General features: G+C 42.6%; 25 protein-coding genes. 10 read left to right on the top strand and 15 right to left on the bottom strand.

Going from position 1 to position 25,571, the window contains the following annotated elements; genetic code table 11:
• Positions 1–216 precede the first annotated feature (216 nt).
• The 5 genes from P2G54_RS07115 (at position 217) to P2G54_RS07095 (ending at position 6,255) form a co-directional block, all read left to right on the top strand.
• Positions 217–1,428, top strand: coding sequence for a porin (locus P2G54_RS07115; protein WP_275869616.1), 1,212 nt, complete (start codon positions 217–219; stop codon positions 1,426–1,428).
• A gap of 116 nt (positions 1,429–1,544) precedes the next feature.
• Positions 1,545–2,516 (top strand): porphobilinogen synthase, encoded by a 972-nt coding sequence (hemB, locus tag P2G54_RS07110; protein WP_275869613.1) that lies wholly within the window; start codon positions 1,545–1,547, stop codon positions 2,514–2,516.
• Positions 2,517–3,034: 518 nt separating this feature from the next.
• Positions 3,035–4,330: an ammonium transporter gene (gene amt, locus P2G54_RS07105; protein ID WP_275869611.1), complete on the top strand. Its 1,296-nt coding sequence runs from the start codon at positions 3,035–3,037 to the stop codon at positions 4,328–4,330.
• A gap of 114 nt (positions 4,331–4,444) precedes the next feature.
• A complete protein-coding gene (locus P2G54_RS07100) occupies positions 4,445–5,617 on the top strand; it encodes a porin (protein ID WP_275869609.1) in 1,173 nt (390 codons plus the stop codon).
• Between the two features lie 275 nt (positions 5,618–5,892).
• Positions 5,893–6,255, top strand: a complete 363-nt coding sequence (locus P2G54_RS07095; protein WP_275869607.1) for a hypothetical protein — start codon at positions 5,893–5,895, stop codon at positions 6,253–6,255.
• 38 nt (positions 6,256–6,293) lie between these two features.
• On the opposite strand, the gene P2G54_RS07090 is transcribed toward P2G54_RS07095, so the two are convergent.
• Together P2G54_RS07090 and dnaK are read right to left on the bottom strand one after the other, a co-directional pair.
• Complete coding sequence (locus P2G54_RS07090) at positions 6,294–6,668, bottom strand: co-chaperone GroES family protein (protein ID WP_275869605.1); 375 nt, start codon at positions 6,666–6,668, stop codon at positions 6,294–6,296.
• Positions 6,669–6,797: 129 nt separating this feature from the next.
• Positions 6,798–8,714, bottom strand: a complete 1,917-nt coding sequence (gene dnaK / locus P2G54_RS07085) for a molecular chaperone DnaK (RefSeq protein WP_275869603.1) — start codon at positions 8,712–8,714, stop codon at positions 6,798–6,800.
• 438 nt (positions 8,715–9,152) lie between these two features.
• On the opposite strand from dnaK, the gene P2G54_RS07080 reads away from it, so the two are divergent.
• Complete coding sequence (locus tag P2G54_RS07080; protein WP_275869600.1) at positions 9,153–9,959, top strand: MOSC N-terminal beta barrel domain-containing protein; 807 nt, start codon at positions 9,153–9,155, stop codon at positions 9,957–9,959.
• Between the two features lie 34 nt (positions 9,960–9,993).
• Here the strand turns inward: P2G54_RS07080 and hemE are convergent, their stop codons facing one another.
• The 6 genes from hemE to truA all read right to left on the bottom strand — a co-directional run bounded on the left by hemE (position 9,994) and on the right by truA (position 15,421).
• Entirely contained in the window at positions 9,994–11,019 is a 1,026-nt protein-coding gene (hemE, locus tag P2G54_RS07075; RefSeq protein ID WP_275869598.1) for a uroporphyrinogen decarboxylase, read from the bottom strand.
• Between the two features lie 115 nt (positions 11,020–11,134).
• The gene (locus P2G54_RS07070; RefSeq protein ID WP_275869596.1) at positions 11,135–11,665 is read right to left on the bottom strand and encodes a hypothetical protein; all 531 of its coding nucleotides are present in this window, start codon (positions 11,663–11,665) and stop codon (positions 11,135–11,137) included.
• 82 nt (positions 11,666–11,747) lie between these two features.
• Entirely contained in the window at positions 11,748–12,263 is a 516-nt protein-coding gene (locus P2G54_RS07065; protein WP_275869594.1) for a hypothetical protein, read from the bottom strand.
• A gap of 2 nt (positions 12,264–12,265) precedes the next feature.
• On the bottom strand, positions 12,266–12,853 hold the full coding sequence (locus P2G54_RS07060; RefSeq protein WP_275869592.1) for a hypothetical protein: 588 nt from the start codon (positions 12,851–12,853) through the stop codon (positions 12,266–12,268).
• A gap of 39 nt (positions 12,854–12,892) precedes the next feature.
• Positions 12,893–14,665, bottom strand: a complete 1,773-nt coding sequence (locus P2G54_RS07055) for an ABC transporter ATP-binding protein (RefSeq protein WP_275869590.1) — start codon at positions 14,663–14,665, stop codon at positions 12,893–12,895.
• Positions 14,666–14,671: 6 nt separating this feature from the next.
• Entirely contained in the window at positions 14,672–15,421 is a 750-nt protein-coding gene (gene truA / locus P2G54_RS07050; RefSeq protein WP_345795464.1) for a tRNA pseudouridine(38-40) synthase TruA, read from the bottom strand.
• Between the two features lie 110 nt (positions 15,422–15,531).
• Between truA and P2G54_RS07045 the strand changes: the two genes are divergently transcribed.
• A complete protein-coding gene (locus tag P2G54_RS07045) occupies positions 15,532–16,014 on the top strand; it encodes a DUF4293 domain-containing protein (protein WP_275869586.1) in 483 nt (160 codons plus the stop codon).
• A 160-nt stretch (positions 16,015–16,174) separates the two neighbouring features.
• Entirely contained in the window at positions 16,175–17,284 is a 1,110-nt protein-coding gene (locus P2G54_RS07040) for an aminotransferase class I/II-fold pyridoxal phosphate-dependent enzyme (protein ID WP_275869584.1), read from the top strand.
• 34 nt (positions 17,285–17,318) lie between these two features.
• On the opposite strand, the gene P2G54_RS07035 is transcribed toward P2G54_RS07040, so the two are convergent.
• The 4 genes from P2G54_RS07035 to P2G54_RS07020 form a co-directional block, all read right to left on the bottom strand.
• A complete protein-coding gene (locus P2G54_RS07035) occupies positions 17,319–18,197 on the bottom strand; it encodes a CorA family divalent cation transporter (protein WP_275869582.1) in 879 nt (292 codons plus the stop codon).
• A 214-nt stretch (positions 18,198–18,411) separates the two neighbouring features.
• On the bottom strand, positions 18,412–18,840 hold the full coding sequence (locus tag P2G54_RS07030) for a rhodanese-like domain-containing protein (protein WP_275869580.1): 429 nt from the start codon (positions 18,838–18,840) through the stop codon (positions 18,412–18,414).
• Between the two features lie 119 nt (positions 18,841–18,959).
• The gene (locus tag P2G54_RS07025) at positions 18,960–19,388 is read right to left on the bottom strand and encodes a hypothetical protein (RefSeq protein ID WP_275869578.1); all 429 of its coding nucleotides are present in this window, start codon (positions 19,386–19,388) and stop codon (positions 18,960–18,962) included.
• A gap of 171 nt (positions 19,389–19,559) precedes the next feature.
• A complete protein-coding gene (locus tag P2G54_RS07020; RefSeq protein WP_275869576.1) occupies positions 19,560–19,865 on the bottom strand; it encodes a hypothetical protein in 306 nt (101 codons plus the stop codon).
• A gap of 140 nt (positions 19,866–20,005) precedes the next feature.
• On the opposite strand from P2G54_RS07020, the gene P2G54_RS07015 reads away from it, so the two are divergent.
• Positions 20,006–20,560: a hypothetical protein gene (locus P2G54_RS07015; protein WP_275869574.1), complete on the top strand. Its 555-nt coding sequence runs from the start codon at positions 20,006–20,008 to the stop codon at positions 20,558–20,560.
• 348 nt (positions 20,561–20,908) lie between these two features.
• Here P2G54_RS07015 and P2G54_RS07010 read toward each other — a convergent pair whose 3' ends face one another.
• Positions 20,909–21,649 (bottom strand): MBL fold metallo-hydrolase, encoded by a 741-nt coding sequence (locus tag P2G54_RS07010; RefSeq protein ID WP_275869572.1) that lies wholly within the window; start codon positions 21,647–21,649, stop codon positions 20,909–20,911.
• 192 nt (positions 21,650–21,841) lie between these two features.
• Here P2G54_RS07010 and P2G54_RS07005 point away from each other — a divergent pair, with 192 nt between their 5' ends.
• Positions 21,842–22,933: an ATP-dependent 6-phosphofructokinase gene (locus P2G54_RS07005; protein ID WP_275869570.1), complete on the top strand. Its 1,092-nt coding sequence runs from the start codon at positions 21,842–21,844 to the stop codon at positions 22,931–22,933.
• Between the two features lie 137 nt (positions 22,934–23,070).
• On the opposite strand, the gene P2G54_RS07000 is transcribed toward P2G54_RS07005, so the two are convergent.
• Together P2G54_RS07000 and P2G54_RS06995 are read right to left on the bottom strand one after the other, a co-directional pair.
• On the bottom strand, positions 23,071–23,940 hold the full coding sequence (locus tag P2G54_RS07000) for a restriction endonuclease (RefSeq protein ID WP_275869568.1): 870 nt from the start codon (positions 23,938–23,940) through the stop codon (positions 23,071–23,073).
• A 31-nt stretch (positions 23,941–23,971) separates the two neighbouring features.
• Entirely contained in the window at positions 23,972–25,510 is a 1,539-nt protein-coding gene (locus P2G54_RS06995) for a YifB family Mg chelatase-like AAA ATPase (protein ID WP_275869566.1), read from the bottom strand.
• Between the last annotated feature and the right edge of the window lie 61 nt (positions 25,511–25,571).

The raw sequence follows: 25,571 nt of genomic DNA, 5'->3' as shown, positions 1-25,571 counted from the left end.
AAGTAGTTTCAAGTAACATAGAGGTAATTTAAGTTCTTTTCATATTCTCCTGTTTTTTGCTGATTAATAGGTTTTTGGTGTTTTGTTTTTTGATTTCTTTTTTCTAATTCTTTAGGGAAAGTAACAATTTGATAACAATTGCGTCATTATATAGACATTTTAGGTTCCCAATTTTGCAGCGCTGTACAATTTATCATCTCAATTAACATTTCTGCTATGCGAAGATTATTCGCGGTAGCGCTCGTCTTTTTGACGATTTCTTCCTCTGTTGCTTTTGCAAGGAGTACAGAGACAGATACGCTGCCAAACACAAAAACTACTCCTGCGGTAGCCAAGGGGTTGTTTGAAACTATACGCCTGCGCGGGTATGCGCAATTGCGTTACAATGGCTTATTTCAGACCAATCCAGATCTCAAGTGTGACCAATGTGATAAATCCTGGGGAGGGGAAGGGGGAGGTTTCTTCTTTCGTCGTATTCGTTTGGTGTTCTCTGGTCAGGTTCACGAAAGAGTGTTCTTTTATATTCAGCCTGATTTTGCCTCTGGAGGGGCGAATTTTGCGCAGATACGGGATGCCTATTTTGATTTGGGTTTAGATGCCAAAAATGAATTCAGAATCCGAATCGGTCAATCCAAAATCCCATTTGGTTTTGAAAACCTGCAATCCAGTTCAAACCGTCTTCCTTTGGATAGAAATGATGGATTGAATTCTGCTGCTCCAAATGAGCGGGATCTAGGGGCTTTCTTTTATTATGCTCCATCCAGAATCCGGCAACGATTCAGTTATTTGACTTCTTCTGGTCTGAAAGGCTCTGGGGATTATGGTATGTTTGGTATAGGTGTTTACAATGGGCAGGCGGCAAACAATATGGACAAAAACAAAAATGTTCATGTGGTCAGCCGATTTACTTACCCATTTGAATTGCCCTCAGGTCAGATAATTGAAGCTTCCTTTCAAGGTTATACAGGTAAATTCGTGATCAACAAGAGCCAGACTACTGTCTCTGATCAAACGGAATTTAATGAGCACCGATACGGCCCGTCTTTTATATTATACCCCCAGCCATTTGGTTTGCAGGCCGAATATAACTTGGGGAGAGGTCCAGAATATGATCCTGAAACCAACGAGGTGAAGGATGCTCCTTTGAATGGAGGGTATGTTTTGGCTAGCTACAGAATCAATAATGGGAAAACTATCCTAATTCCTTTCAGTAGATATCATTATTATAAAGGAGGAAAGAAGTTTGAGCTAGATGCTACAAAACATAGGGTAAAGGAATTGGAAGTAGGTGTAGAATGGCAACCGAATAAGAGTTTTGAACTCGTTGCCATGTATACTTTTTCTGAAAGGACCTTCGAAAATTCCTTGAATCCAGAAAATGAGCAAAAAGGAAGTCTTTTGAGATTACAGGCTCAGGTTAATTTCTGAAAAGAGTTTGAAAAAGAAACAAAGAAGCAAGGCATTAGCCTTGCTTCTTTGTTTTGATGCAAAATTTTAATCAGCAGTTTCTCATTAGTACATTTGAGCAAAAATTTGATAATCCCATGAATCGACGTCCAAGAAGAAACCGAAAATCTGAAGCTATCCGTAACATGGTTGAGGAGACGAGTCTATCCGTAAAAGACCTGATTTTTCCAATGTTCCTTGTGGATGGTCTTGGGAAAACAATAGAAGTGGATTCGATGCCAGGAATTTTTCGGTATTCGATCGATACTATGCTTCGGGAGATTGAGGCGTGTATGAAATTGGGGATAATGAGTTTTGATGTTTTTCCTGCTTATCCTGAATCATTGAAGGATTCTGTAGCATCTGAAAGTTATAACCCGGAAACTTTTTATTTGAAAGGTCTGCGTGAGATAAAGAAAAACTTTCCCGAATTGTGTTTGATGTCTGATGTGGCGATGGATCCTTATAGTTCGGACGGGCATGATGGATTGGTGAAGGAGGGTAAGATACTCAATGATGAGACTTTGGAGATATTGGGAAGGATGTCTTTGGCTCAAGCGGATGCGGGAGTGGATATTTTGGGGCCTTCTGATATGATGGATGGAAGGGTAGGCTTTATTCGGGAGATTTTGGATGATCATGGATTTAAGGATACTTCCATAATGTCCTATACTGCCAAATATGCAAGCGCATTTTATGGTCCGTTCAGAGACGCTCTTGACTCAGCGCCGAAATTTGGAGATAAGAAAACCTATCAAATGAACCCGGCTAACAGTCAGGAGGCTTTAATTGAAGCAGACTTGGATTTGGAAGAGGGAGCAGACTTTTTAATGGTTAAGCCAGCTTTGTCATATTTGGATATCATTCGATTGCTGAAAGAAAATTATCCACTTCCAATTGCTGCGTATAATGTGTCAGGTGAATACTCAATGATAAAAGCCTCTGCGGCCCGTGGTTGGTTGGATAATGATCGTGCTATGGTAGAAACTTTGTTAAGTATAAAGCGTGCGGGGGCTAAAATTATCCTGACTTATTTCGCAAAAGAATATGCTGAGATGATTAAGAGTTGATTGTCTCCCTTAATATTGAACCTTAAAACCTGATTTTGTCAGGTTTTTTTTGTTTTTAGGGGTTTGAAAAAGATTGGTTTTTCTCTTTTAGTGACCTGTTTTTTGATTGCTGGTTAAAAAAAATATCCAAATGTAAATATTTACATTTTTTATAATTTGGGTCAAGTGGTTAAAAAAGACGAAAAAGTGATTAATACAAAATTTTATTCTTCAAGAACATTGATTTTGTTCTAGATTGTTTGATTTGGCAATTGCGGAATCGATTTCAAAAAATATCCTGAAGATTTGCGAAATATTTCTTTTTTATATCCTTGGGTTAAAAAACAATTGGTTTTTAGTATAAAATTGAAAAATCCTCAAAAAATGGTTTAAAAAACAACCATAAATTCAATAAAAAATGCTTAAGATTTAAAAACTGATTTGTTTTATTACTTTTTTTTGAATTACATTCGTTTCAAGCAATTGCTTTCAGACCTATATAAAATTTTGAAATAAGTTCAAATTAAAATCTAAAACCTATGAAGTATTTCGCAACCCTGTTGGCCAATGATGTGGCCGCGATGGATTTGTCTGTTGAGATTTCTCAGAATATTCTCACGACAAACAATGTTTGGATGATGCTGTCCACAGCCCTGGTGTTTATCATGCACTTAGGGTTTGCTGGTGTAGAAGCGGGATTTGGCCAAGCCAAAAACACAGTAAACATCCTTTTTAAAAATACTGTCACTCCTATTATCGGTATTGTCTCCTATGCAGCTATTGGCTTTTTCCTGATGTATCCCGGATTTGAGGTGCCCGGATGGTTTAGCTTCGATTCAGCTGGATGGGATATGTTTTGGTTTTCTCCTTCCAGTGCAGATGTTAGTGCTGGGTATGCAGATGGTGGATATACCTATTGGACAGATTTCTTGTTCCAGGCCATGTTTGCTGCTACGGCAGCCACTATCGTTTCCGGTGCTATTGCCGAGCGCGTCAAGCTGGGAGCCTATTTGATTTTCACGCTTTTCTATGTGGGATTTATCTACCCATTGATCGGAAGTTGGAAATGGGGCGGTGGTGCATTGGATGCCATGGGATTTTATGATTTTGCTGGAAGTACCTTGGTACACTCCGTTGGAGGATGGGGTGCTTTGGCTGGGGTTATTCTCGTAGGTCCCAGGATCGGTAAATATGTAAACGGTAAAACCATTGAAAAGCCAGGTGCCAGTGTTCCCTTGGCTGTGATTGGCGTATTCTTGCTCTGGTTGGGATGGTTTGGTTTCAATGGCGGTTCTGTACTTTCTGCAGATCCCGGTTTGGTTTCATTTGTATTGGTAACCACTTCTTTGGCAGCTTGTGCTGGAGGTTTGGGTGGATTTTTGGCAGCTTATTTTGCATTCAAGCGATTGGATTTGGGAATGGTTCTCAATGGGATCCTTGCTGGTCTAGTAGCAATTACTGCCGGTGCTGATGTAATTAATCCAGGTCCTGCTATCCTTGTAGGGTTTATCGGAGGGATTTTGGTAGTCCTTTCTGCAATTTTTCTGGACAAACTCAAACTGGATGATGTCGTTGGCGCAGTTTCAGTTCACTTGACTTGTGGTATCTGGGGAACCTTGGCAGTAGGGATTTTTTCTACCAACCCTGAGCACTCCTTCATTACTCAGTTGATGGGAGTTCTGATTTGTGGTGTGACGGCATTTACAGCTGCGTTCGCAATCTTCTTTGCCTTGAAAAAGACAGTGGGTATCCGCGTTTCAGAGGAGCATGAGCGTACCGGATTGGATTCCCACGAGCACGGGATCAGAGGTTATACCATCGTATTTGACGAGTAAAAGCCTGAATCTAAAAAATAAAGAACCCCTCCCGAAGAAAAAAACGCGACTCTCTTTCGATCGGGATGGGGTCCTATTGGTCAACTCTATCATTCACCAACATTTAAAATTAAAATGAAAAATATATTCCTACTCATTCTTTTTATAACAATTTTATCAATTCCTGTTTCTCTGGCTCAAGAAGGAGAAGACTCAACTCCACCTGCATTGACTCTTTCGGGTTCCATTGATGCCTATTTCCGAAGTAATTTCAATGCTCCAAACAAGGGCGAAAATGCCTTGGCTCCGGCTTCCTCCTTTGGGAATTTACCCGGATTTTCTCTTGGTATGGCAAATATCATAGCAACCTATGAAGGTGAGAAAATCGGCGCAGTAGCTGATTTGGTTTTTGGACCAAGAGGTGAGGACGCCGTCTTTGGTTCTCCTCTATACGGTGGAGGTATGGCTGGAAGTTCTCAGATAATCAACCAGCTTTATGTGTATTGGAATGTAACGGATAAGGTCACTTTGACCATGGGGAATTTCAATACCTTTTTAGGATATGAGGTGATTTCTCCTACTGGAAATTTCAATTATTCTACCTCCTATATGTTCTCCTATGGACCATTCTCACATACTGGTTTAAAAGCAGATATCGCGCTTTCAGATAAATTTTCTTTCATGGCGGCGGTGATGAATCCTACGGATATGACCGAATTTAACATGAACGGAACCTATACTTTAGGAGCGCAATTGGGCTATTCTACAGATGCAGGAAGTACCTATCTGAATTTTGTTTATGGAGATCAGGATGGGAAATTAATAAACGACGGCTCATTGCTCTCTGGCCAAGCTTCTGCAGGAAATACTTTTCAAGTAGATCTGACAACTGGTTTCAACCTGACTGATGCGTTGTATTTAGGAGTTAACACCACTTATAACACAACCTCTTCCGGAGAGATTTTTAGTGGGTCGGACATTCAGGATACAGATGGGGATGGATATGGGTTTTATGGATTCGCAGGATATTTGCAGGCTACAACTTCTGACAAATTTGCCCTTGGTCTCAGAGGGGAATACTTTAATGTATTCAACGGGGGACTGGACGGAGTTGTCGGTTTGGACGGTGAAGGAGACGGGAATGTTTTTGCAGTGACGCTCTCCGGAAATGCGAAAGTCGGAAAGAACTTGACATTGATCCCTGAGCTCCGTTTGGACACTATGGGAAATGATTACTTCATGAATAAAGATTTGGCTGCAAGCAAAAATCTGTCATCTTTCCTTTTGGCGGCAGTGTTTGCATTCTAAAATTTAAACAGGGTCTATTGTTGTAAAAAGCCGGGGTGAATTTCACCTCGGTTTTTTTTATAGAGCAGTATTCAAAATAATCTGAGGGGGAAATAAGCCCTTTTCAAGATGTTTTTGACTGGAATTCCCAAAAACTGCTTTCATTTTAAACCGATATATCTTATTGAAAAAGAATATAATTTCTTAAAACTGAATATTTCAAAAGAAAAATGTTTTTTAACGAAACAATTTCTTTAAAAAATCTGTATTATTTTGGAAGACCCAATTATACAGAGATGAGAAAATTTAGTGTTTTGATTGTTGCTTTAATGTTGAGTGCAGCTTCATTTGGGCAGGAATCCCAAACTGGGCCTGCTGCCAAAAATGCCAAACCCTGGAATTCTGAAAAAAAGACCTTAAATGTGGTTTTTCAAGCTGAGCCGGCAATAGTGACGGGAGCCGATGCACGTAAACATAAGCTTTGGAATTCCGAGAGAGCTTCCTTGCAAATTCGAACCAGAAAGGAAGTCAATAATCCAAAAGGTTTGGAAGCCAAAAACCGGAAAGTATGGGAAGAGTCTGGTAGGAGAACTGTCAATTCAAAAGCCTCCTATGCTTTGCCTAAAACCATGAAAAAGAAAAAAATCTGGTGGCATTAATCCAAAAAATGATAGCTCGGAAAATCTCCGAGCTTTTTTTATAAATCCTGTTCTCTTTCAAGCATCAAGATGGCTCCTTGGGATACGATGTAATATTTTTCCCCTTCATAAAGAACCTCATGTGCTCCGGAAAGTAAGAAAATAGCCAAATCGCCTTCTTTTGCCTGGAGTGGCACATACTTGACTTTTTCATCTGACTCCATCCAAGGTTCATGATCCTCAACCGGCATGGGAATAGGATAGCCAGGTCCGGCTTTGATGATGTAGCCTTGCTGTACCTTTTCTTTTTCCTGAACGCCAGGGGGTAAATAAAGCCCTGATCCGGTTTTTTCATTCGGTTTTTTCAATCGGATCAAAACCCTGTCTCCTACGATGATGAGCTTTTTCAATTTGTTGTCAGCTGTCAGTTGCATTGCTTGAGATTAATTTGATATCAGGTTTTCTGGGTTAGTTTGGATTCTCGTCTGATACTTTTGGTATTTGATACAAAAAGAACGGCACCTGTCCTAAAACAGATGCCGTTTAAGTTGGCTTAGCTCAGCTTATTTTTTATCCTCGCTTACTTCTTCGTAGTCTACATCGGATACTCCGTCACCGGAAGTTCCGGCATCCGTTGCTCCGGCATCAGCACCTGGCTGAGCTCCCGCTCCTTGAGTTGCATTGTAGATTTCCTGAGAAGCAGCTTCCCAAGCTTTATTCAAACCTTCCATAGCAGCATCGATTCCTTCGATGTTTTGGGATTGATGTGCACTTTTCAGAGTTTCCAAGGCTCCTGAGATAGCAGTTTTGTTTCCTTCGGAAAGCTTTTCGCCATATTCCTTTAATTGCTTTTCAGTCTGGAAGATCAGGCTGTCAGCTTGGTTCAACTTGTCAATCTTCTCTTTTTCTGCTTTGTCAGCAGCCGCATTTGCTTCTGCTTCTTTCTTCATTCTGTCGATTTCTTCCTGAGAAAGTCCAGAAGAAGCTTCGATCTTGATTTTCTGCTCTTTGCCGGTTCCTTTGTCTTTGGCAGACACATTCAGGATACCGTTTGCATCGATGTCAAATGTCACTTCGATTTGAGGAACTCCTCTTGGTGCAGGTGGAATATCGGAAAGCTGGAATCTACCGATAGTTCTGTTATCCTTCGCAAGTGATCTTTCACCCTGAAGTACGTGGATATCTACAGCGGGCTGATTGTCAGCGGCGGTAGAGAATACTTCGGATTTTTTGGTAGGAATGGTCGTGTTGGCTTCGATCAATTTGGTCATCACACCACCCATGGTCTCGATACCCAGAGAAAGAGGGGTCACGTCCAAAAGAAGAACATCTTTAACCTCTCCTGTCAAAACACCACCTTGGATAGCAGCACCGATCGCTACTACTTCATCAGGGTTGACTCCTTTGGAAGGCTTCTTCCCAAAGAACTTCTCAACTTCTTCCTGGATTTTAGGAATTCTGGTAGATCCACCCACCAAAATCACCTCATCGATGTCAGAGGCAGTCATGCCGGCATCTTTAAGTGCTTTTTTACAAGGCTCCATCGATCTTCTTACTAGATCTTCGGAAAGCTGCTCAAATTTTGATCTGCTCAGTGTTCTTACCAAGTGCTTTGGTCCGGTTTGGGTAGCAGTGATATATGGCAAGTTGATCTCGGTAGAAGAAGAACTTGAAAGTTCGATTTTAGCTTTCTCAGCCGCTTCTTTCAATCTCTGCAGAGCCATAGGATCCTGTCTAAGATCAATTTGCTCTTCGGATTTGAATTCTTCAGCTAGCCAGTTGATGATCACTTGGTCAAAGTCATCACCACCCAAGTGTACGTCACCATTTGTGGATTTTACTTCAAATACGCCGTCACCTAGTTCAAGGATTGAGATATCGAATGTACCACCACCTAGGTCATACACTGCGATTTTCATGTCCTGGTTTTTCTTGTCCATACCATATGCCAAGGCGGCTGCGGTAGGCTCGTTGATGATACGCTTCACTTCCAAACCTGCGATTTGGCCGGCTTCTTTGGTGGCTTGACGTTCTGCATCGTTGAAGTAAGCAGGAACTGTGATTACAGCTTCAGTTACTTCCTGTCCCAAGAAGTCTTCTGCTGTGCCCTTCATTTTCTGAAGGATCATTGCAGAGATTTCCTGAGGTGTATAGGATCTGTCACCGATTTTGATTGCCACGGTGTCATTGGATCCTTGTTCTACTTTGTAAGAGGCATGTTTTTTCTCCTCAGAAACTTCAGAGAATTTCTTTCCCATGAATCTCTTAACGGAGGAAATGGTATTGGCAGGGTTGGTGATTGCCTGACGTTTTGCCGGGTCACCCACTTTTCTTTCTCCATTACCATTATCAAGAAATGCCACAATGGAAGGTGTGGTTCTTCTTCCCTCACTGTTTTGGATGACTACAGGTTCATTACCCTCCATGACAGCTACGCAGGAGTTGGTTGTTCCCAAGTCAATACCGATAATTTTTCCCATGATTATAAATTTTAATTAGTTGCTAAATTGATACTTCTCCCATTCTTCAATGCTTGTGCCATCCCTAAAATGCCCAGATTTTGTGTCAGATTGGCAGAATTTCTGGCATAATCCAAGTTAGGTTTTCGGAATTTGGCACAGCCATCATTTTTTGAAACTGAGATTCTGGCAGTTTTTTTAAAAAACTCGTCGGATTTTGCAACCTCCTTTGAGTTATCTGCATCTAGGTAGTTGAAATGGGAGCTATTATTGGATATTGGAATAAGGAACGTTTTCGCTGGTTATCAGTGGCTTTGATTGGGTTTGCCTTAATCTGGTCTAGACAGCAAATCGACTTTTTGACACTGTTCTCTCAATTTTTCGAGGTGATTTTAGCGGATTTGAGATTATTTCCCCGTTAAGCTGGGTTTTTGATGATTGCCAGCCTTATTTTTAGAAATGAATCAAGCGTTTATCGTTCAGGATATTTTCATTTATCCAATAAAGTCGTTGCAAGGGATTCGATTTTTAGAGGCCAGGGTGGAGGAAAAAGGCTTTCGATATGATCGAAGATGGATGTTGGTAGACCAGGAGGGAATATTTGTAAGCCAGCGTACCGATCATAAGCTTGCCCTGCTTCAGGTTGAATTGGGTGTCGAAACGCTGTCTGTTTTCCCAAAATCAAATCCCGAAAATTTCATCCATATTCCATTGGCCGAGGCAAAAGGGGAGGAGGTCAGCGTCACGGTTTGGGATGATGAGGTCAAAGCAAGAAAAGTTGCCAGCCAAATTGATCAATGGTTTTCTCATTTTTTAGGAAGAGAGGTGTCTCTTGTCCAAATGCCGGAAAGTAGCCAAAGAAAAGTCAGTCCAAAATACGCGGTAAATTCCGAATCTGTCAGTTTTGCTGACGGGATGCCTTATCTGATCATAGGACAGGAATCTTTGAATGATCTGAATTCCCGCCTTGATTCTCCGGTATTGATGGATAGATTTAGGCCGAATGTAGTTTTCAGTGGAGGGACTCCTTTTGTTGAAGATGGTTGGGGCAGTATCAAAATCGGGGATGTAGCCTTTCAGGTTGTCAAGCCTTGTGCAAGATGTGTCATGATTACCGTGGATCAGGAAACCGGTAAGTCGGGTAAAGAACCTCTGAAAACCCTAGCTTCCTACCGGACAGTTGGGAATAAAGTAATGTTTGGACAAAACATGCTGGCATTACAAGAAGGTGTTGTGAAAGTTGGGGACAGAATTACCCTAGTATGAAATGAAAAAAAGGAGCTTTTTGCTCCTTTTTTGATTAATGAAATTCCTTTACAGTTTGGATAAAGACTTTGACCATTTCGGGATCAATGTCCGGATAAACCCCATGTCCAAGATTGGCGATGTGTCTGCTTCCCCGGAACTGTTCCATCATGTTAATAGTCGCTGCTCTTACTTGATCTGGATTCCCATAAAGAGCGGCAGGATCTAGATTTCCCTGCAAAGTCTTGTTTGGTCCTATTAGTTTTCTGGATTCGGCTATTCCCATGTTCCAGTCCAATCCAATCGTTTCACACTTGAGCTTGGCCATGGATTCTCTTGCGAAAAATGCGCCTTTTGCGAATACGGTTTTTGGAACTTCGCTGATGGCATCACAGATTTGGGAAATGTATCTGAGTGAAAATTCCTCGTATTGCTCAGGTCCTAGTATACCTGCCCAACTGTCAAAAATCTGAATCAAGTCTGCACCAGCAGCGATCTGTGCCTTCAAATAGTTGATGGTGCTGTCAGTGATCATTTGTAGCAGCTGATGGGAAAGGACAGGCTCGGTATAGAGCATAGCTCTTGCCTTAGAGAAGGTTTTGCTGCCGCTTCCTTCTACCATATATGCAAAAATAGTCCAGGGAGCTCCTGCAAATCCTATGAGAGGAACCCGACCGTTCAGTTCTTTTTTGGTGATTTTGATGGCATCGATGACATAGCGTAGGTCGTTTTCTCCATCAGCAATCCGTAATTTTTTTAGGTCGGAAGCCGAACTTACTGTGCTTGGGAACCAAGGTCCTCTTTTTTCCACCATTTCGTAAGGCAGGCCCATGGCTTCCGGAATGACCAGAATATCCGAAAAAATGATGGCAGCATCCACACCTAGGAGATCCACAGGCTGAATGGTTACCTCTGCTGCCAACTCTGGAGTTTGTGCCAATTCGATAAACCCACTCACGGATTCTCTTACGGCTCGGTATTCGGGAAGTATTCTTCCTGCCTGACGCATCAGCCAAACTGGAGTTCTTTCAACGGCCTCGCCTTTGGCGGCACGAAGCAACAAATCATTTTGTAATTGCATGGTGCAAAGATAGGAAGCAAATAATATTTGGCATTGAAAAATGAGAACATAAAAAAACAGGATCAAGTCAATTCGCCGATCTTGTTTGTAGTAGAAGTTGGTTTAGTAATTATTGTTAATTTGATTTTGCGGGTAGTCTCACGAAATCTTTATCAGTCAATCCTAACATTTTGGTAACTGCATCATAATTGGTCCAGTCAATTCTCGCACCTGCATAATCTCCAGGAACCACAATCACACGAAACAGCTGATTGTCTGTCCATTCAGGTCCCAAAAGAGAGTAGTCAAGGGGTCCGTCCAAAAATAATTTGAAGTCAAACCTTGTGAAATCGTAATTGTACATCAATACTCCCTCGTCAAAGAAAACGGTTTGGGGAAGTGCTCTCCAAATAGGAGTGTTCCCATCCCTATCCCATTCGATAAAGGCCAAGACCACATCGCTTTCTATCAGTTGTGGATCAAATTCTCTCAATTCACTGTAATCATTTTGAGCAGTGAAGTCTACCTCAACCTCAAATACCTCAGCTACAATATTCACTCCGTCCAAGCCGTCAAGTCCTGGAGGGCCTTGTGGGCCTTGCGGACCTTCACAGGCTTGAAAGATCAATAAGCCGGTCAGGCCAAATAGTAGGGATAGTTTTCTCATGGCAATTAGGGTTAAGTGATACTTGATAATTTTCACGAGTAAAAGGTTCACAGGGTTGGTTAAAAATCCTTAATTGATCAAATCAACGGATCGGAGCCAAGACATGCACCTCTTTTTCAGAGATGATTTTGTCAATAAAAATGCCAGAAAGTTGGACTTGGGCAGAATCAGCAAAAGCCTGGATTTTTGCTTTTACTTTTTCCGGTCCAGGCATCACCCAATTGTTTCCTGTGATTTTTGCAAGTAGGTAGCGCTGTTCTTGGAATGTTCGGGTTTCAAATTCATCTCCAACCAAAAGATGATTGATGCCAACAAACACCATCATGGTGTCTAGTTTACCCGCAGGTTCCACTTCATAGATGGTATGCAAAAAAGTGCCGGGATGCAGGGATTTTTGGTCTTCCACTTTTTGAAATGACTCGCCTAGTTTCGGGTCCTGTGGAGTTCCTTTAAATAGGATTCCTGAAAGTGCTTCGGGGGATTTTTCGACCAGACTGATTGCAATGGGATTGTTTCCTCCCAATCGGCTGAATATCCAATAAGCAGCTGATCCTAGTATAGCCAGGACCATGATCCCGATGAGCAGTTTTTTTTGCATGATTAGAATAAATATCGAACGCCAATTCCCCCTTGCCCTCTGACATGTCCCAAACGATCTGCCAGCTCCATGAAAAAGCCGATTTCAGCAAAGACACTCATGGGTAATTCGTCCAAATAGTATTCCGAGCCCACAAACACCTCCGGACCGAAATCAATATTACTTCGCCTATCGGAAAGGGTAGGGGTTCCGTTGCCGATTTGGTCCAGATAATATACATAGGTGACTTGTGTGGTTCTCAACTGGGCTCCAACTCCCCCATATGCCAATATATAGCCCTCCTCGATTCCAAACATATCCGTAATGTCCTCATGGTAGGCACCCCGGATATTGATGGAAGCTCCGTTTTCGGTACGATGCCCCACATAAAATGCATTGGATGCGGGAGGGTTGTTGTCAAAGTCCCTTCTGAAATAACTGTCCCCATTCACTCCTGCTGTTCCAAGCATGACTTCAAAGGAAAAATAATCATCCAGGAAATCTTTGTAGGTCAGTGATAGAGGTTCTCCAAGTCGAATCCCAACTCCCCTTTCCTGAGCCATAGAGAAAAGTGGGAGCACTAGCAAAAGAATAAGTAATCTGTATTGCACGATATAGTTGGTTTTTAAGAATGACTCACAAAATTCAGGCTAGATTGCCATGGTTTTTAATTGCATCTTGTGAAGTTGGGTATAGTATCCCCCAAGTTCCAATAGACTGTCGTGTGTTCCTTTTTCTACGATTTCACCTTTGTGGAGGACAATGATCTGATCTGCCTTTTGAATCGTAGATAGTCTATGAGCAATGACAATGGAGGTTCGACCTTTCATCATTTTTTCAATGGATTCCTGAATCAGTTCTTCAGTCTCAGTGTCTACCGAAGAGGTGGCCTCATCCAAAATAATGATCTCAGGATTGTATACCATGGCTCGGACGAAGGAGATCAGCTGTCGCTGCCCCACAGATAGAGTCGCTCCTCTTTCCATGACATTGTAGTCCAAACCTCCGGGAAGACGCTCGATAAACTTTCGGGCCCCCACCATTTCAGCTGCTTCCATTACCTGTTCCCGGCTGATGGCTGGATTGCCCAGCGTAATGTTGTAGTAGATGGTATTTGAAAAAAGAAAGACATCCTGAAGGACGACTCCAATATGCTTTCTTAGTGTGCTGAGTTCGAATTCTCGGATATCCGTACCGTCAATGGTAATTGAGCCCTTGTTGATTTCGTAGAATCTGGAAAGCAAGTTGATGATGGAGGATTTTCCGGCACCGGTAGCACCCACCAAAGCCACGGTTTGGCCTTGCTTTACCTCAAAATTGATATTTTTCAGTACGTAGTCCTCGTCCACATAGGCGAAGTAAAGGTCCTTTACCTGGATATTGCCTTTGATTTTTTCAGGATTAAAGCTTCCCTCGTTGGCAATGTGTTCTGTGTTGTCCAAAAGTTTGAAGATTCTGGAAGAGCTCACAACACCCATTTGAAGGGTATTGAAACGGTCAGCGATCATTCGGATAGGTCTGAAAAACAACTGGAGGTACATGATAAATGAAATCAAAACCCCGATCTGAAGATCCATTCCCAGCACTCCTACAGCACCATACCATACTACCAGTCCGATTCCAATTGCTTGAATGATTTCGGCCACAGGGAAATAGATGGAATAATACAATACGGAGCGGATATGGGCTCTCCGGTGTTCCTGATTAATTTCCTTGAATTTTTCAAATTCCCGTTCTTCTCTATTGAAAATCTGCACGATGTTCATTCCGGTGATGTGCTCCTGAAGAAAGGTGTTCAGGTTAGATACGGCATTTCGGACATCATTGAAAGTCACCTTGATTTTTTCCTTGAATATGTAAGTGGAAATAATCATCATCGGCAGGGTACACAAACTCACCAACGTCAGCTTCCAATCAATGTAGAACATGACTCCCAAAATGGTTACCAGCTGGAGCAAGTCACCGATAATGGCAGCAAGTCCTTCACTAAACACATCTGCTAGGGTTTCAATGTCTGAGACATTTCTGGTAACCAATCTTCCAATTGGTGTATTGTCAAAAAACTTCAAACGAAGTTTCAATAAATGCTCATAAAGTTTAACCCGAATGTCCCGGATAATCACCTGTCCTATCCATCCCGAATAAAAGGTATGAGCCCACTGCGCAAATGCCTGAATGATCATCAGACCTACTAAAATATAGATGGTGCGAACGAGTCCCTGACTGTCCCCAATGGCTACATGGTCATCGATGGCTACCTGTATGAAGTAGGGTCGGGTAGGAGCCAATACTGCCAGAGAAATCGTCAAAAAAACCAACAGGTAAAACTGGACCTTGTAGGGTTTTACGTACCTGTAAAGCTGCCTGAGGACACGGGTGTCTACGATTTCACCAGAGGATTCTTTTTCTTTTTCTAAGCTCAAAATATTCTAATCTAAATAGATGTTTTCCGGGTAGGTGACCTTGCTTAGGAATAAACCTTTTGCTGGAGCCGCTTTGCCGGCTTTACTTCTGTCCTTGGATTCAATGATTTTGTCCAGGTCTTCTGGGGCTTTCTTTCCAGTTCCTATCTCTATCAAAGTTCCAACAATTGCTCGTACCATGCCACGTAAAAAACGATTGGCGGTTATATGGAATAACAATTCCCCGTCTTTTTGTTCCCAATGGGCGGATTTTATCTGACATCGGAAATGATTGACCTCTGTATTTACCTTGCTAAAGCACTCAAAATCATCATGTCGCATCAAAGCCTCGGCGGCACGATTCATTTTGTCCACATCAGGCTGAAAGAAACAGGTCCAGGCAAATTCATCCAGAAATGGGTTTTTGCGGAAAATGATCCGGTAAATATAGGAACGCTCCAAAGCGTCAAATCTGGCGTGGGCTTCATGGGTTACTGGGCGGATGTTATGGATGGCGATTTCTTTTGGAAGAATGCCATTTAGACTCTTTGTCAATTTCGCAATTTCAAAATTCTCAGGGGCATCAAAATGACAAACCTGCATGGAAGCATGCACCCCCGTGTCGGTTCGGCCACTGCCCATAATAGTCACCGGACACTTGAAATAAGTGGACAAGGCGGACTCCAAAGATTCCTGCACAGTAAAGGAATTTTGCTGGATTTGCCACCCATGAAAAGGGGTTCCATTATAACTCAATTCTATAAAATAGCGCTTCATTCCACTCATAGGTTACAAAGATACTATTCCAACTCAATTCCTCCCCAGAAAGATTCTTTCCTTGTGAAAGCGGGGATTAGAGCTTTTCTTTGCCAAAAAAATAACTCAAAATGATTCAGCGCATACAAAGTATATTTATGTTGATGGTAGTGGTGGCCATGGGTGTGACCATAGGTACACCTCTTTGGGAGCAGGCTGGACCCGGTTCGGAAATTGGGGATAGTTGGAGTCTTACAGCCTTTATGCTGGACCATACAAATGCTTCAGGAGAACTAATCGAAACTTCCTCCAATTGGTATTTTGCGGCACTGGCCTCCTTTGCTGGTTTATTGGCTTTGATTTCCATTTTCCAATACAAAAACAGAGGAAGGCAGATGTTTTTGAATATGATCAATAGCCTAGTAATGGTGGTATTGGTCGCCGCTGTTTTCCTTACTACGAATGGGATCAATTCCGATATTAATGCCGTTTCCGGGGGCACCTATAAAATTGGTTTTTGGGCTGTATTAGCCGGGATGGTCTTCAATATGCTGGCCAATCGCTTTATCCGAAAAGATGAGGCACTGGTAAGATCAGTGGATAGAATCAGATAAGATTGGAACTTTTCAATCTTTCAAACTCGAAATGAAAGACAAGGCAGCCCTTTTTGGGACTGCCTTATTTTTTTGCGTTTTGGCTTATTCCAAAGTGATAAAAGCACTTTCTAATTCTATAATCCTTTCTTACCTTCCATCTCAAAGAAACCATACCACTATGAAATTCGAGACGCTGGCCATTCATAAAGGCAATAAAATAACAGATCGCAACCAACCAGTTGTACAGCCCATTACACTCAGTACGACTTTTATACATGGTAACGAAGAGGGGATTTTATATACTCGGGCTGGGAATCCAAACCGAAGCTCTTTGGAGGAATTGATCGCAGTTCTGGAAAGAGGGGAAGATGCGGCAGCCTTTTCTTCAGGAAATGCAGCAGGAACTGCGGTATATCAGGCCTTGGAACCAGGGGCTCATATCATAGCCCCTGACGATATGTACCATGGTCTGCATAATTCCATGACCATGCTTTTCAAAGGAATCCATGAGGTTTCCTTCGTGGATATGAGTAATCTGGATGCCATTAAAGCTGCTATTCAACCCAATACCAAATTGATTTGGATAGAAACGCCCTCCAACCCTTTGCTGAAGGTGACTGATATTCGTAAGGTCTCAGAGATTGCCAAGGAGACTGGAGCTCTGCTGGTGTGTGATAATACCTTCGCAACTCCGGTGCTTCAAAACCCTTTGCTTTTGGGGGCAGATATCGTGATGCACAGCAGTACCAAGTATTTTGGGGGCCATAGCGATATTTTGGGAGGAGCCTTAGTGACCAAAACCAAGGATCATTTTTGGGAGAAGATCAGGACTGTACAACGGGTAGGTGGTGCAGTGCCTTCTCCAACAGATTGCTATTGGCTGACTAGAAGTATACGATCTCTGGCTTATAGGATGAAAGGGCATGTAGAACATGCTATGATACTGGCTGAATACCTTTTGGATCACCCAAAGGTTGAAAAAGTACACTATCCTGGGCTCAAGAACCATCCCGGACATGAAATCGCTGCAGGCCAGATGAGTGGTTTTGGGGGAGTGGTTTCTTTTCAGGTAAAAGGAGGAGCCGAAGCCGCAGATTTACTGATAGAAAAGGTTCACTTATTTGCCAATGCTACCAGCTTGGGAGGAGTGGAAAGTCTGATCGAACGCCGCGCATCTGTTGAGGGACCGGATACGCTTACACCACCCAATCTGATCCGGGTTTCCGTTGGCCTGGAACATACAGATGATTTGCTGGAAGACCTGGAGCAGGCATTTTCACAGATTTAATCCAATTCTATTGCCCTGGGATATTCGGGCATTCTTAGATGATTTTTTTTCTTCTGAACCAAAGAAAGATCAACACAGAGATGAATGCCATTGCTCCTAGGGTAAAGAAATAACCGTACTGCCATTTGAGTTCTGGCATGTGGTTGAAATTCATTCCATAAAGTCCCGCAATAAACGTCAAAGGCAGGAAGAACGCTGAAAAAATGGTGAGCAACTTCATGACGTCATTACTCTTTTGAGCCGTTTGGGACATGTAAGTATTCATCAAGGTGTTGGCATCTTCAGTAATTTCCTCGTATTGAAGGATTTGGCTGACAATGGTTTCTCGGAGATCCTGGAGATTAGATGCCAAACTTTCTTTGACATGGATTTGATTGAGTACCCCTTGAGTCAAGAAAAGTAGTTTTCTGGAAATTCGGGCTTTGGATTTTTGGAAGTACAAGGTTTCCAATGAGATTCTATCCCCGCCTTTTAGGAAGATTTGTCTTTCTATATCATCGATTTTTTCACTTTGCCAGTTGAGAGGTCCTTCAAAAGTTTCCAACATTTCGTTGAAAATATCCAGCATCAGACTTTCTGAGTCATCGTATTCATTGGTGAACTTATCCAGAAAGGAAAAAGGAGTGCGATGTATGGTGATCAGCCTTCGGTCATTGACAAAGAATGCGATTTTGTTCGATAATTCCGTGACAGATGTGGCTACGTCTTCATAGCCTGCTGAATAGGCTCTCAGTAGGATGAAAGTGTAATCCGGGATTTTTTCCAGCTTGGGGAGGTGACCGTGTTGTAAACTGTCCTCCAAAAGATTGATGTCGATCTTGAAGGGAAGTGTGAGTTCAAGCAACTCTTCCTCACTGGGATTTTCAAAGTCATACCAATCAAAATTCTCAAATTCTCTTTTTTTCTGGCCCATGGTATTGGCGTAAAATTCTAGAGGTCCTCATCGGGAGATACTGGTTTTTTCCTTTCACAGGGGGGGCTGCGTAAAGCTTATCTCCAAGCTACTATAAAATATTGAAGATATGGATTTTTAGAAAAAAAACACATCCGATAGTTGGGACTGATCCTAGCCTTTTGGCAAACAACAGTTGAAGTTGGGAGGGTATAAGTCAGTTCTCTGCTTCAAATTATTTAGTCAGAGGATAACCGCTTCGAACCCAAGTCCCCAGACCGTCTTCCAAACTATATACTTTTTCATACCCGTTTCTCTGAAGGATTTTCGCTGCTTGCATGGACCGTACCCCGGCACTGCAGTAAACGTAGACTTCTTTGTCCTTGGGAAGTTCTGCGATTTTCTCCATAAAATCCTGGCGATAGATGTCTATTACTGTGGCATTGGGAATATATCCTTGAGCAACCTCGCCTGGAGTACGTACATCTAAAATGATCCCATTCCCGGATTCTACCAATTTTTTGAAAGTCGTCGCATCTACGGACTGGATGAAACTACCTTGAGTAGGGGTGGATTCCGATCCCTGAGTGGAACTTTCCGTAGACTTGGAATTACAGGACAATAGTGCTATTGATAAAAAAAGCAGGAGGGACAGTTTTTTCATTTTTTGGTTTTATAGTTTTTCGGAAGTTAAAAATAAAAAAGTCCCAATAGATGCCTTTGTGATAATTGGCACTAAAGGTAAAAACAAAAGAGGGTCTAATTACGGGCCCTCTTTTGTTTTTAATTCAATGGAATGCTCAGAGATATCGCCGGATAGGATTTGGGGATCTTTCCGGTATATCTTGGGATATTCAAAGGCTGAGATTTGATGCTTAATAAACCAGCTTTTTCGGCATTATTCCTTGAGCTTATAAACATAGGGACACTGGCAATCATGGCTGTACCGCCTATCACAGCCATTGCGGTACCGGCATTAAATGAGTTATCGACGGTATCACTACAACCAAAAAGGCAAAAATTTTCTACCATAAGTGCACCACCTACTATAGCTAAGGTAGCCCCGCCTCCTAGAAGTATCCATCCGGCTGTTTTTTGCTGCCTGCTTTTTTCCAGATAGTCCTGCTTGCTCATCTCTTGGGCAAATGATTTTTGGGAAATTCCCATTATCAAGGCTGTGATCAGGGCAGCCATTATCATCTTTGTTTTCATGGGTATTTGAGTTTAAGAGATATGGAAAATAATTTTTGAGTTCTTTGTTCTATTTCCTTCTAATTCAATGGTATACTCAGGGATATTGCCGGGTAGGATTTGGGGATCTTTCCGGTATATCTTGGAATATTCAAGGGCTGATTTCTGACGCTCAGTTGGGAAGCTTTTGTCTTATTGTTTTCTGCCGCCCGAAATAAAACCAAACTGGTAAGCATTGCTCCTGCTCCTGTAAGTGCCATAATTCCCCCAACCGTATCGACAGTCCTGTCGTTGTTCCCCACGTACATTATTCATGACAATGACAATACCACTCACTACCATTACAGCGCCCCCTCCCAATAGGATAAAGCCTGTTTTTCTGTTTTCCCGACTTTTTTCCAAATAGTCCTGTTTGCTCATCTCCTGAGAGAAAGCCGGGGACAAAAGTCCAATGAAAAGGAGTGAAATCAGAACTAATTTGGATAAAGTTGAATTCATCATTCTTGGGATTTGTTTTATCTTGTTTAATGTGTTGAAAATAAAAGTTTTAGAGTGTATTTAGCTTGGGTTATTACAGGTCCTACAGTGATTTTTATCATTAAATCCTACCAGCCTTTTAAGAAAAATATCCCGTAAAAATGAATATGCCAGTTCCAAAAAAATCCCGCCTGAGTGACATTTATCATGAAATTTCTGAAGATGCTGGATTAATATTACTTAAGCTAAAAAATCAAAAAGTCATGGAAGCCAAATTGAGTAAAGAGACAATCCTGCATGCCTGTAGAATCAAACAAGAACTGACCATTGCGGATTTTGAAAAGGAAATTCACAATTTGGAAAAAGAGATCAGTGTCAAAGAAGATTCCCAAGTTCAGGGAGATGCCAGCGCTCCTGCACGAAATGAAGTTAGGGAGGAATACGAAGAAGGACTGGCTTTTTTGAAAGGAGAAATGGAACTCCTGGAAGGAATAGATCCCGATGAGAAAAAAGATTTTGTCCAGCCGGGTGCCGTGGTCGTTACTGATAAAAGAATTTTCTTCATCTCCGTGTCCATTGAGGAGGTCAATGTCAATGGGCAGGAAATCTTCGGGTTGTCAACTCAAGCCCCAATCTATTTGGAAATGAGACAGAAAAAGGCCGGGGATCACTTCGAGTTTAACGGCACCAAGTATAAGATTTTGGAAGTCTATTGAGGGGCTATCCTGAAGCAGAGAATCTTACTGTACTCCGGTTTGTAAATTAAGGGCGACAGTTTTGAGCAGGAGATCCATACGGACCTGCGTGATGTTGGATCTCCCGTATTTTTCCTTGGTCTTACAGACAAGCACGGTCTCAATTTCCGGGAAGATTGCTATGGCTTGTTAAAATAGGCATTTTTGAATTTGGGGTCTTTCATGTCCTCAAAGAGCCACCACATGTAGCCCTAACCAAAATTGGCTCCGGTTTTCTGAACACTGGTACATTGGTATTCAATTCCTAAGAGCAAAAAAAGCGGAGCATTTGCCCCGCTTTAAAATTCGTTCCTTCATGAGAAACCTGAATCAATTTTCAGGATACCAGTTTCTGAGTCTGACCTCCACACTTGGTGCTGATGAGTTGACCAATTCTTTAAATCTGCCGATATCAGCCAGACCATCTGTGCCACGGTAGTGATAAGGATAGACGATTTGGGGTTTGAAATCAGCAACCGCACTCGCGGCCTGATCCACGTCCATGGTGTAAGGAAGATTCATGCATACAAAGGCTACATCGATTTGGGAAAGGTTTCGCATTTCGGAGATGTCCTCTGTGTCTCCAGAGAAATAGAATCGCTTCCCTCCCAGAGTAAGAACATAGCCATTTCCTCTACCTTTTGGGTGGCGGCTGTCTGCTGTTTCGGGAAGGTTGTACATGGGGATTGCTTCGATTTGAAGGTCTAGGAGTTGGGTGGATTCTCCGTTTCCAAGAACCTCAATACTTTTGTATTTTCCTTCCGGTAATTTTTCTGCCACAGCCTGTGGAGCAACGATAATTGCATTGCTCAAATCCAACCCGTCCAAGGTTTCCTGATTGTGATGATCCCCGTGGATGTCAGTGATCAGCACCAAATCGGCAGAATTTTGCCCTGAGAATAAATCAGCTCCTCCATAAGGATCCACATAGATGGTCAAGTCCCCATAATCCAAAACCAGTGTACCATGAAGAATGGGGGAGATTTTGATCGAGCCATTGCTTGTGGGGATCATATCCTGCGCCAAGGAAGTTTGGGTAATGAGGAAGAGAATGAGAAATAGTTTTTTCATTAGGTTGTTTTGTTTTTGATATAACCAATTTTGGGCTGAGCTGTTCAATAATGGAATAGCTTAGAATTTTATTTTTTTCAAAAAAAGAGGAAATCGAGGGTAAGATTTGAATCCTTCCCCAAATTTTCCTAAGCATTTTTGATTAGAAAATAAACCCTAGCTTTAACTGAGAATAACCAAAAGTTAAACCAAATGAAAAAATTGCTCATTTCAACCGGAGGAGGTGATTGTCCGGGATTGAATGCCGTGATTAGAGGAATTGCCAAACGGGCTGCCCAGGAAAAGGATTGGGAAGTCTGGGGAAGTTTTGAGGCATTTAACGGCCTTATGGAAAAACCATCAAGGCTGATCCGCCTCACCGATAAAAATACTGCAGGGATACATGTGATGGGAGGTACGATTTTGGGAACTACCAACAAAGGAAACCCTTTGCGATTTCCCGAAAAGCAGGCCGATGGTTCGGTGAAAACTGTCAACCATATTCCTGATTTGGTCAGAAAGATTAAATCCGAGGGATTTGATGCCGTGATAAACATAGGAGGAGATGGTTCCCAGGAAATCTCCCAGGCCATGTTTGAAGAAGGCATGCCTGTGGTGGGTGTCCCCAAAACTATTGATAATGATCTTTCTTCAACGGACTTTACCTTTGGTTTTCAGACGGCGGTTCAGACAGCAACGGACTCTTTTGATCGATTGGTGACTACTGCCAATAGCCATCATCGGGTGATGATCATGGAAGTGATGGGAAGGAATGCAGGTTGGATTGCCTTGTACACTGCCATCGCCGGGGGCGCGGAAGTCTGCCTGATTCCAGAAATCCCCTATGACATCAATAAGGTGGTAGAACGGATCAGGGCTCGCTATGACAATGGCCGGGGTTTTGCCAATGTAGTGATCGCCGAGGGAGCTCATATTCAGGAAGGAGCGGTGACATCCACCCAAGGAGAATTTGGGCGGATGCCTGTACGATTGGGTGGAGTTGCTTTTACTTTGAGCAACCAATTGAAGGAAGCGGGACTGGAAGCCGAAATCCGGGAAACTATCCTAGGACATACTCAGCGTGGGGGTTCACCCATTGCCTTTGACCGGGTGATTGCATCTGTATTTGGAGTGAAAGCTTTCGAGTTGGTTCTGGAGGGTAAATTCGGACAAATGGTGGTGTTGAGAAACAATGACTTTTCCTCTGTCCCGATCTCTGAAGCCATCAGCTCCTACAATTACGTGGATCCCAACAGTACCTTGGTTAAAGCTGCCAAAGGTTTGGGGATTAGTTTTGGGGATTGAGGATGGGGTTTATTGTCCCCAATCCAGCAATTGATTCCTTTGATGGGAAGTGTTAATTGGATTAGGTTTGAGGTTATTTCTGATTTTTCAATTTTACCTCATTCCATAGTCTTCTCTATTTGCCAATTTAGGAAATCTCATTCCTTAAATTTTTCAAAATAATTCAAATCCACATCATAAACGGTTTTGGGTTTTAGTCCCAATTTCACCTTTTCGAACATTTGGACAAGTTTTACTCCATCCACCAGTTCAATTGGTGGCGCTCCATCTCGAGAAGCTTCTTTTTCAGCTTCACGAGAAAAGGTGCCCGTAGTTAAGATTATTCCTTTTTCGGCCCTTCCTATCATTGCATTTCGGAAATCTCCAACTTGGGCTCTTGAAACAGCTCCTTCGTAGCGTTTACATTGAAATATCACCTTGAAGCTTACAAAAGGGTTTAATTCAAGGATTCCGAATCCATCAATTCCGCCATCATGAGATTTACCCGTTACCTCCACATTTTCAAATCCATGCTCCCTCAAAAGCTCCTTACAAACATTTTCAAACCCACTAGGAGAAAGTGATTTCAATACGGATAAAAGATTGTTTTCCGCGCTTACTTCAGCAGACTCGGGGGTTTCTTCTTCCTGATCTTCAATAATCTCTTTCTTGGATTTATCTTTTCTAATTTTCTGGTTGATTTCAACCCATTTAAGAAAAATCTCACGGGAATCTTCAGGAGAAAGGTGTGTCTTTTTTCCTTTTTCAGTTAGTTTCCAGGTCCCACGTTCCGAAGAATCCAATAATCCTTCCCAAATTAAATATTGTCGTGCCCATGCGACTTGATTGTGAAACCTATTACCTCCCGATTTTAAGGTTTCATCTAAAAAGTCTTCCTCAAGATTAAGGTTTTGCGCAATTTTTTCAGAAACTTCTTTTGGCTTTCCTGAATAGCCCAATTCTCGCAAAGCGTCCAATAAGGGGCCAAACCATTGTACAAATTCTGCTTGATTTTTTTTCTTTCTCATTTAAAACTTTTAATTCTTCATTCCTAATTAATTACCCTGCCCAACCTTCTCTGTCCAGACTGCGGTATTGGATAGCTTCTGCCAAATGTTCTACCTTGATGGATTCGCTGTCTGCGATATCGGCGATGGTTCTTGCGACCTTGAGAATGCGGTCATATGCCCTGGCAGAAAGTCCCAGTCGTTCCATAGCAGTTTTCAGAAGGGCTTTTCCGGCCTCATTGATCTGGCATACTTCTTTGACCAGATGGGAAGGCATCATGGCATTGCAATAGACTTCGGGATTGTTTTGGAATCTTTCCTTTTGGCGTTCCCGGCCCTGAATTACCCGCTCTCGAATGGCTTGGCTGGATTCGCTTTTTCGGGTGGAGGTCATCTCCTCGAATTTCACAGGGGTCACTTCCACATGCAGGTCGATGCGGTCCAGAAGTGGGCCACTGACCTTGTTGAGGTAGCGTTGTACAATTCCGGGTCCACAGACACATTCCTTTTCTGGGTGATTGTAGTAGCCACAGGGACAAGGATTCATGCTGGCGATGAGCATGAAGTTGGCGGGATAGTCCACGGAAACTTTGGCTCTGGAGATGGTGACTTTCCGTTCTTCAAGAGGCTGGCGCATGACTTCCAAAACCGTGCGCTTAAATTCTGGAAGCTCGTCCAGAAACAGGACTCCATTGTGAGCGAGAGAAATTTCTCCAGGTTGAGGATTTCCTCCCCCTCCGACCAAGGCTACATCTGATATGGTGTGGTGGGGGCTTCTGAATGGACGCTGTGCCAATAAAGAGGCGTTTTTTCCAAGCTTCCCTGCTACAGAATGAATCTTAGTGGTTTCCAAAGCTTCCTGAAGGGAGAGGGGAGGCAGGATAGAAGGAAGGCGTTTGGCCAACATGGTTTTGCCAGCTCCCGGGGGCCCGATCATGATCACATTGTGTCCTCCGGCTGCAGCGATTTCCATGGCTCTTTTGATGTTTTCCTGACCCTGCACATCGGCAAAATCGAATTCATTTTCATCCAAGGAATGGTAAAAGATCTCCCGGGTGTCTGTAACCATTGGTTCTATTTGCAAATCCCCCATCAGAAAATCAGCAGCCTGCTGCAGAGTCTCCACCCCGATGATGTCCAGGTTGTTGACTATGGAAGCCTCTTTTGCATTTGCCAGAGGAAGAATAAATCCCTTGAATCCCCGTTTTCTTGCTTCTATCGCTATGGGAAGCACTCCCTTGATAGGGCGCAGTTGACCATCCAATGAAAGTTCACCCATGATGATATAGCGGTCCAGCTCGGGAAAATTTACCTGTTCGGAGGCTTGAAGTATCCCCATGGCAATAGGGAGATCATAGGCAGAGCCTTCCTTTCGGATATCGGCGGGAGCCAGGTTGATGACGACCTTTTGCCGAGGCATGCGGAAGCCATAGTACTTCAAAGCAGATTCTACCCTTTGTTGGGATTCCTTGACGGCAGAGTCAGGCAGGCCCACCATGAAAAAGCTGGTGCCCTGACCTACGTTTACCTCAATGGTAATGATATTGGCGTCCACGCCTGAAACAGCACTTCCAAAAGTTTTAGCAACCATACAATTAAAAAAAGGAGACCTATTTGGTCTCCTCAATATACTAGATTCGGAAAATTAAATC

The sequence above is a fragment of the Algoriphagus sp. CAU 1675 genome (assembly GCF_029222925.1).
Classification (GTDB): domain Bacteria; phylum Bacteroidota; class Bacteroidia; order Cytophagales; family Cyclobacteriaceae; genus Algoriphagus.
This window is presented reverse-complemented; position numbering and strand designations above follow the sequence as displayed.

What these genes read in the sequence shown, in the direction of transcription:
- P2G54_RS07090 (WP_275869605.1), bottom strand. Translation starts at nt 6,668, where the DNA reads ATGCAACTGACAGCTGACAACAAATTGAAAAAGCTCATCATCGTAGGA.
- P2G54_RS07065 (WP_275869594.1), bottom strand. Translation starts at nt 12,263, where the DNA reads ATGCAAAAAAAACTGCTCATCGGGATCATGGTCCTGGCTATACTAGGA.
- amt (WP_275869611.1), top strand. Translation starts at nt 3,035, where the DNA reads ATGAAGTATTTCGCAACCCTGTTGGCCAATGATGTGGCCGCGATGGAT.
- hemE (WP_275869598.1), bottom strand. Translation starts at nt 11,019, where the DNA reads ATGCAATTACAAAATGATTTGTTGCTTCGTGCCGCCAAAGGCGAGGCC.
- hemB (WP_275869613.1), top strand. Translation starts at nt 1,545, where the DNA reads ATGAATCGACGTCCAAGAAGAAACCGAAAATCTGAAGCTATCCGTAAC.
- P2G54_RS07000 (WP_275869568.1), bottom strand. Translation starts at nt 23,940, where the DNA reads ATGAGAAAGAAAAAAAATCAAGCAGAATTTGTACAATGGTTTGGCCCC.
- dnaK (WP_275869603.1), bottom strand. Translation starts at nt 8,714, where the DNA reads ATGGGAAAAATTATCGGTATTGACTTGGGAACAACCAACTCCTGCGTA.
- P2G54_RS07100 (WP_275869609.1), top strand. Translation starts at nt 4,445, where the DNA reads ATGAAAAATATATTCCTACTCATTCTTTTTATAACAATTTTATCAATT.
- P2G54_RS07030 (WP_275869580.1), bottom strand. Translation starts at nt 18,840, where the DNA reads ATGAAAAAACTGTCCCTCCTGCTTTTTTTATCAATAGCACTATTGTCC.
- P2G54_RS07070 (WP_275869596.1), bottom strand. Translation starts at nt 11,665, where the DNA reads ATGAGAAAACTATCCCTACTATTTGGCCTGACCGGCTTATTGATCTTT.
- P2G54_RS07015 (WP_275869574.1), top strand. Translation starts at nt 20,006, where the DNA reads ATGAATATGCCAGTTCCAAAAAAATCCCGCCTGAGTGACATTTATCAT.
- P2G54_RS07010 (WP_275869572.1), bottom strand. Translation starts at nt 21,649, where the DNA reads ATGAAAAAACTATTTCTCATTCTCTTCCTCATTACCCAAACTTCCTTG.
- P2G54_RS06995 (WP_275869566.1), bottom strand. Translation starts at nt 25,510, where the DNA reads ATGGTTGCTAAAACTTTTGGAAGTGCTGTTTCAGGCGTGGACGCCAAT.
- truA (WP_345795464.1), bottom strand. Translation starts at nt 15,421, where the DNA reads ATGAAGCGCTATTTTATAGAATTGAGTTATAATGGAACCCCTTTTCAT.
- P2G54_RS07005 (WP_275869570.1), top strand. Translation starts at nt 21,842, where the DNA reads ATGAAAAAATTGCTCATTTCAACCGGAGGAGGTGATTGTCCGGGATTG.
- P2G54_RS07035 (WP_275869582.1), bottom strand. Translation starts at nt 18,197, where the DNA reads ATGGGCCAGAAAAAAAGAGAATTTGAGAATTTTGATTGGTATGACTTT.
- P2G54_RS07020 (WP_275869576.1), bottom strand. Translation starts at nt 19,865, where the DNA reads ATGAATTCAACTTTATCCAAATTAGTTCTGATTTCACTCCTTTTCATT.
- P2G54_RS07025 (WP_275869578.1), bottom strand. Translation starts at nt 19,388, where the DNA reads ATGAAAACAAAGATGATAATGGCTGCCCTGATCACAGCCTTGATAATG.
- P2G54_RS07115 (WP_275869616.1), top strand. Translation starts at nt 217, where the DNA reads ATGCGAAGATTATTCGCGGTAGCGCTCGTCTTTTTGACGATTTCTTCC.
- P2G54_RS07095 (WP_275869607.1), top strand. Translation starts at nt 5,893, where the DNA reads ATGAGAAAATTTAGTGTTTTGATTGTTGCTTTAATGTTGAGTGCAGCT.
- P2G54_RS07080 (WP_275869600.1), top strand. Translation starts at nt 9,153, where the DNA reads ATGAATCAAGCGTTTATCGTTCAGGATATTTTCATTTATCCAATAAAG.
- P2G54_RS07040 (WP_275869584.1), top strand. Translation starts at nt 16,175, where the DNA reads ATGAAATTCGAGACGCTGGCCATTCATAAAGGCAATAAAATAACAGAT.
- P2G54_RS07045 (WP_275869586.1), top strand. Translation starts at nt 15,532, where the DNA reads ATGATTCAGCGCATACAAAGTATATTTATGTTGATGGTAGTGGTGGCC.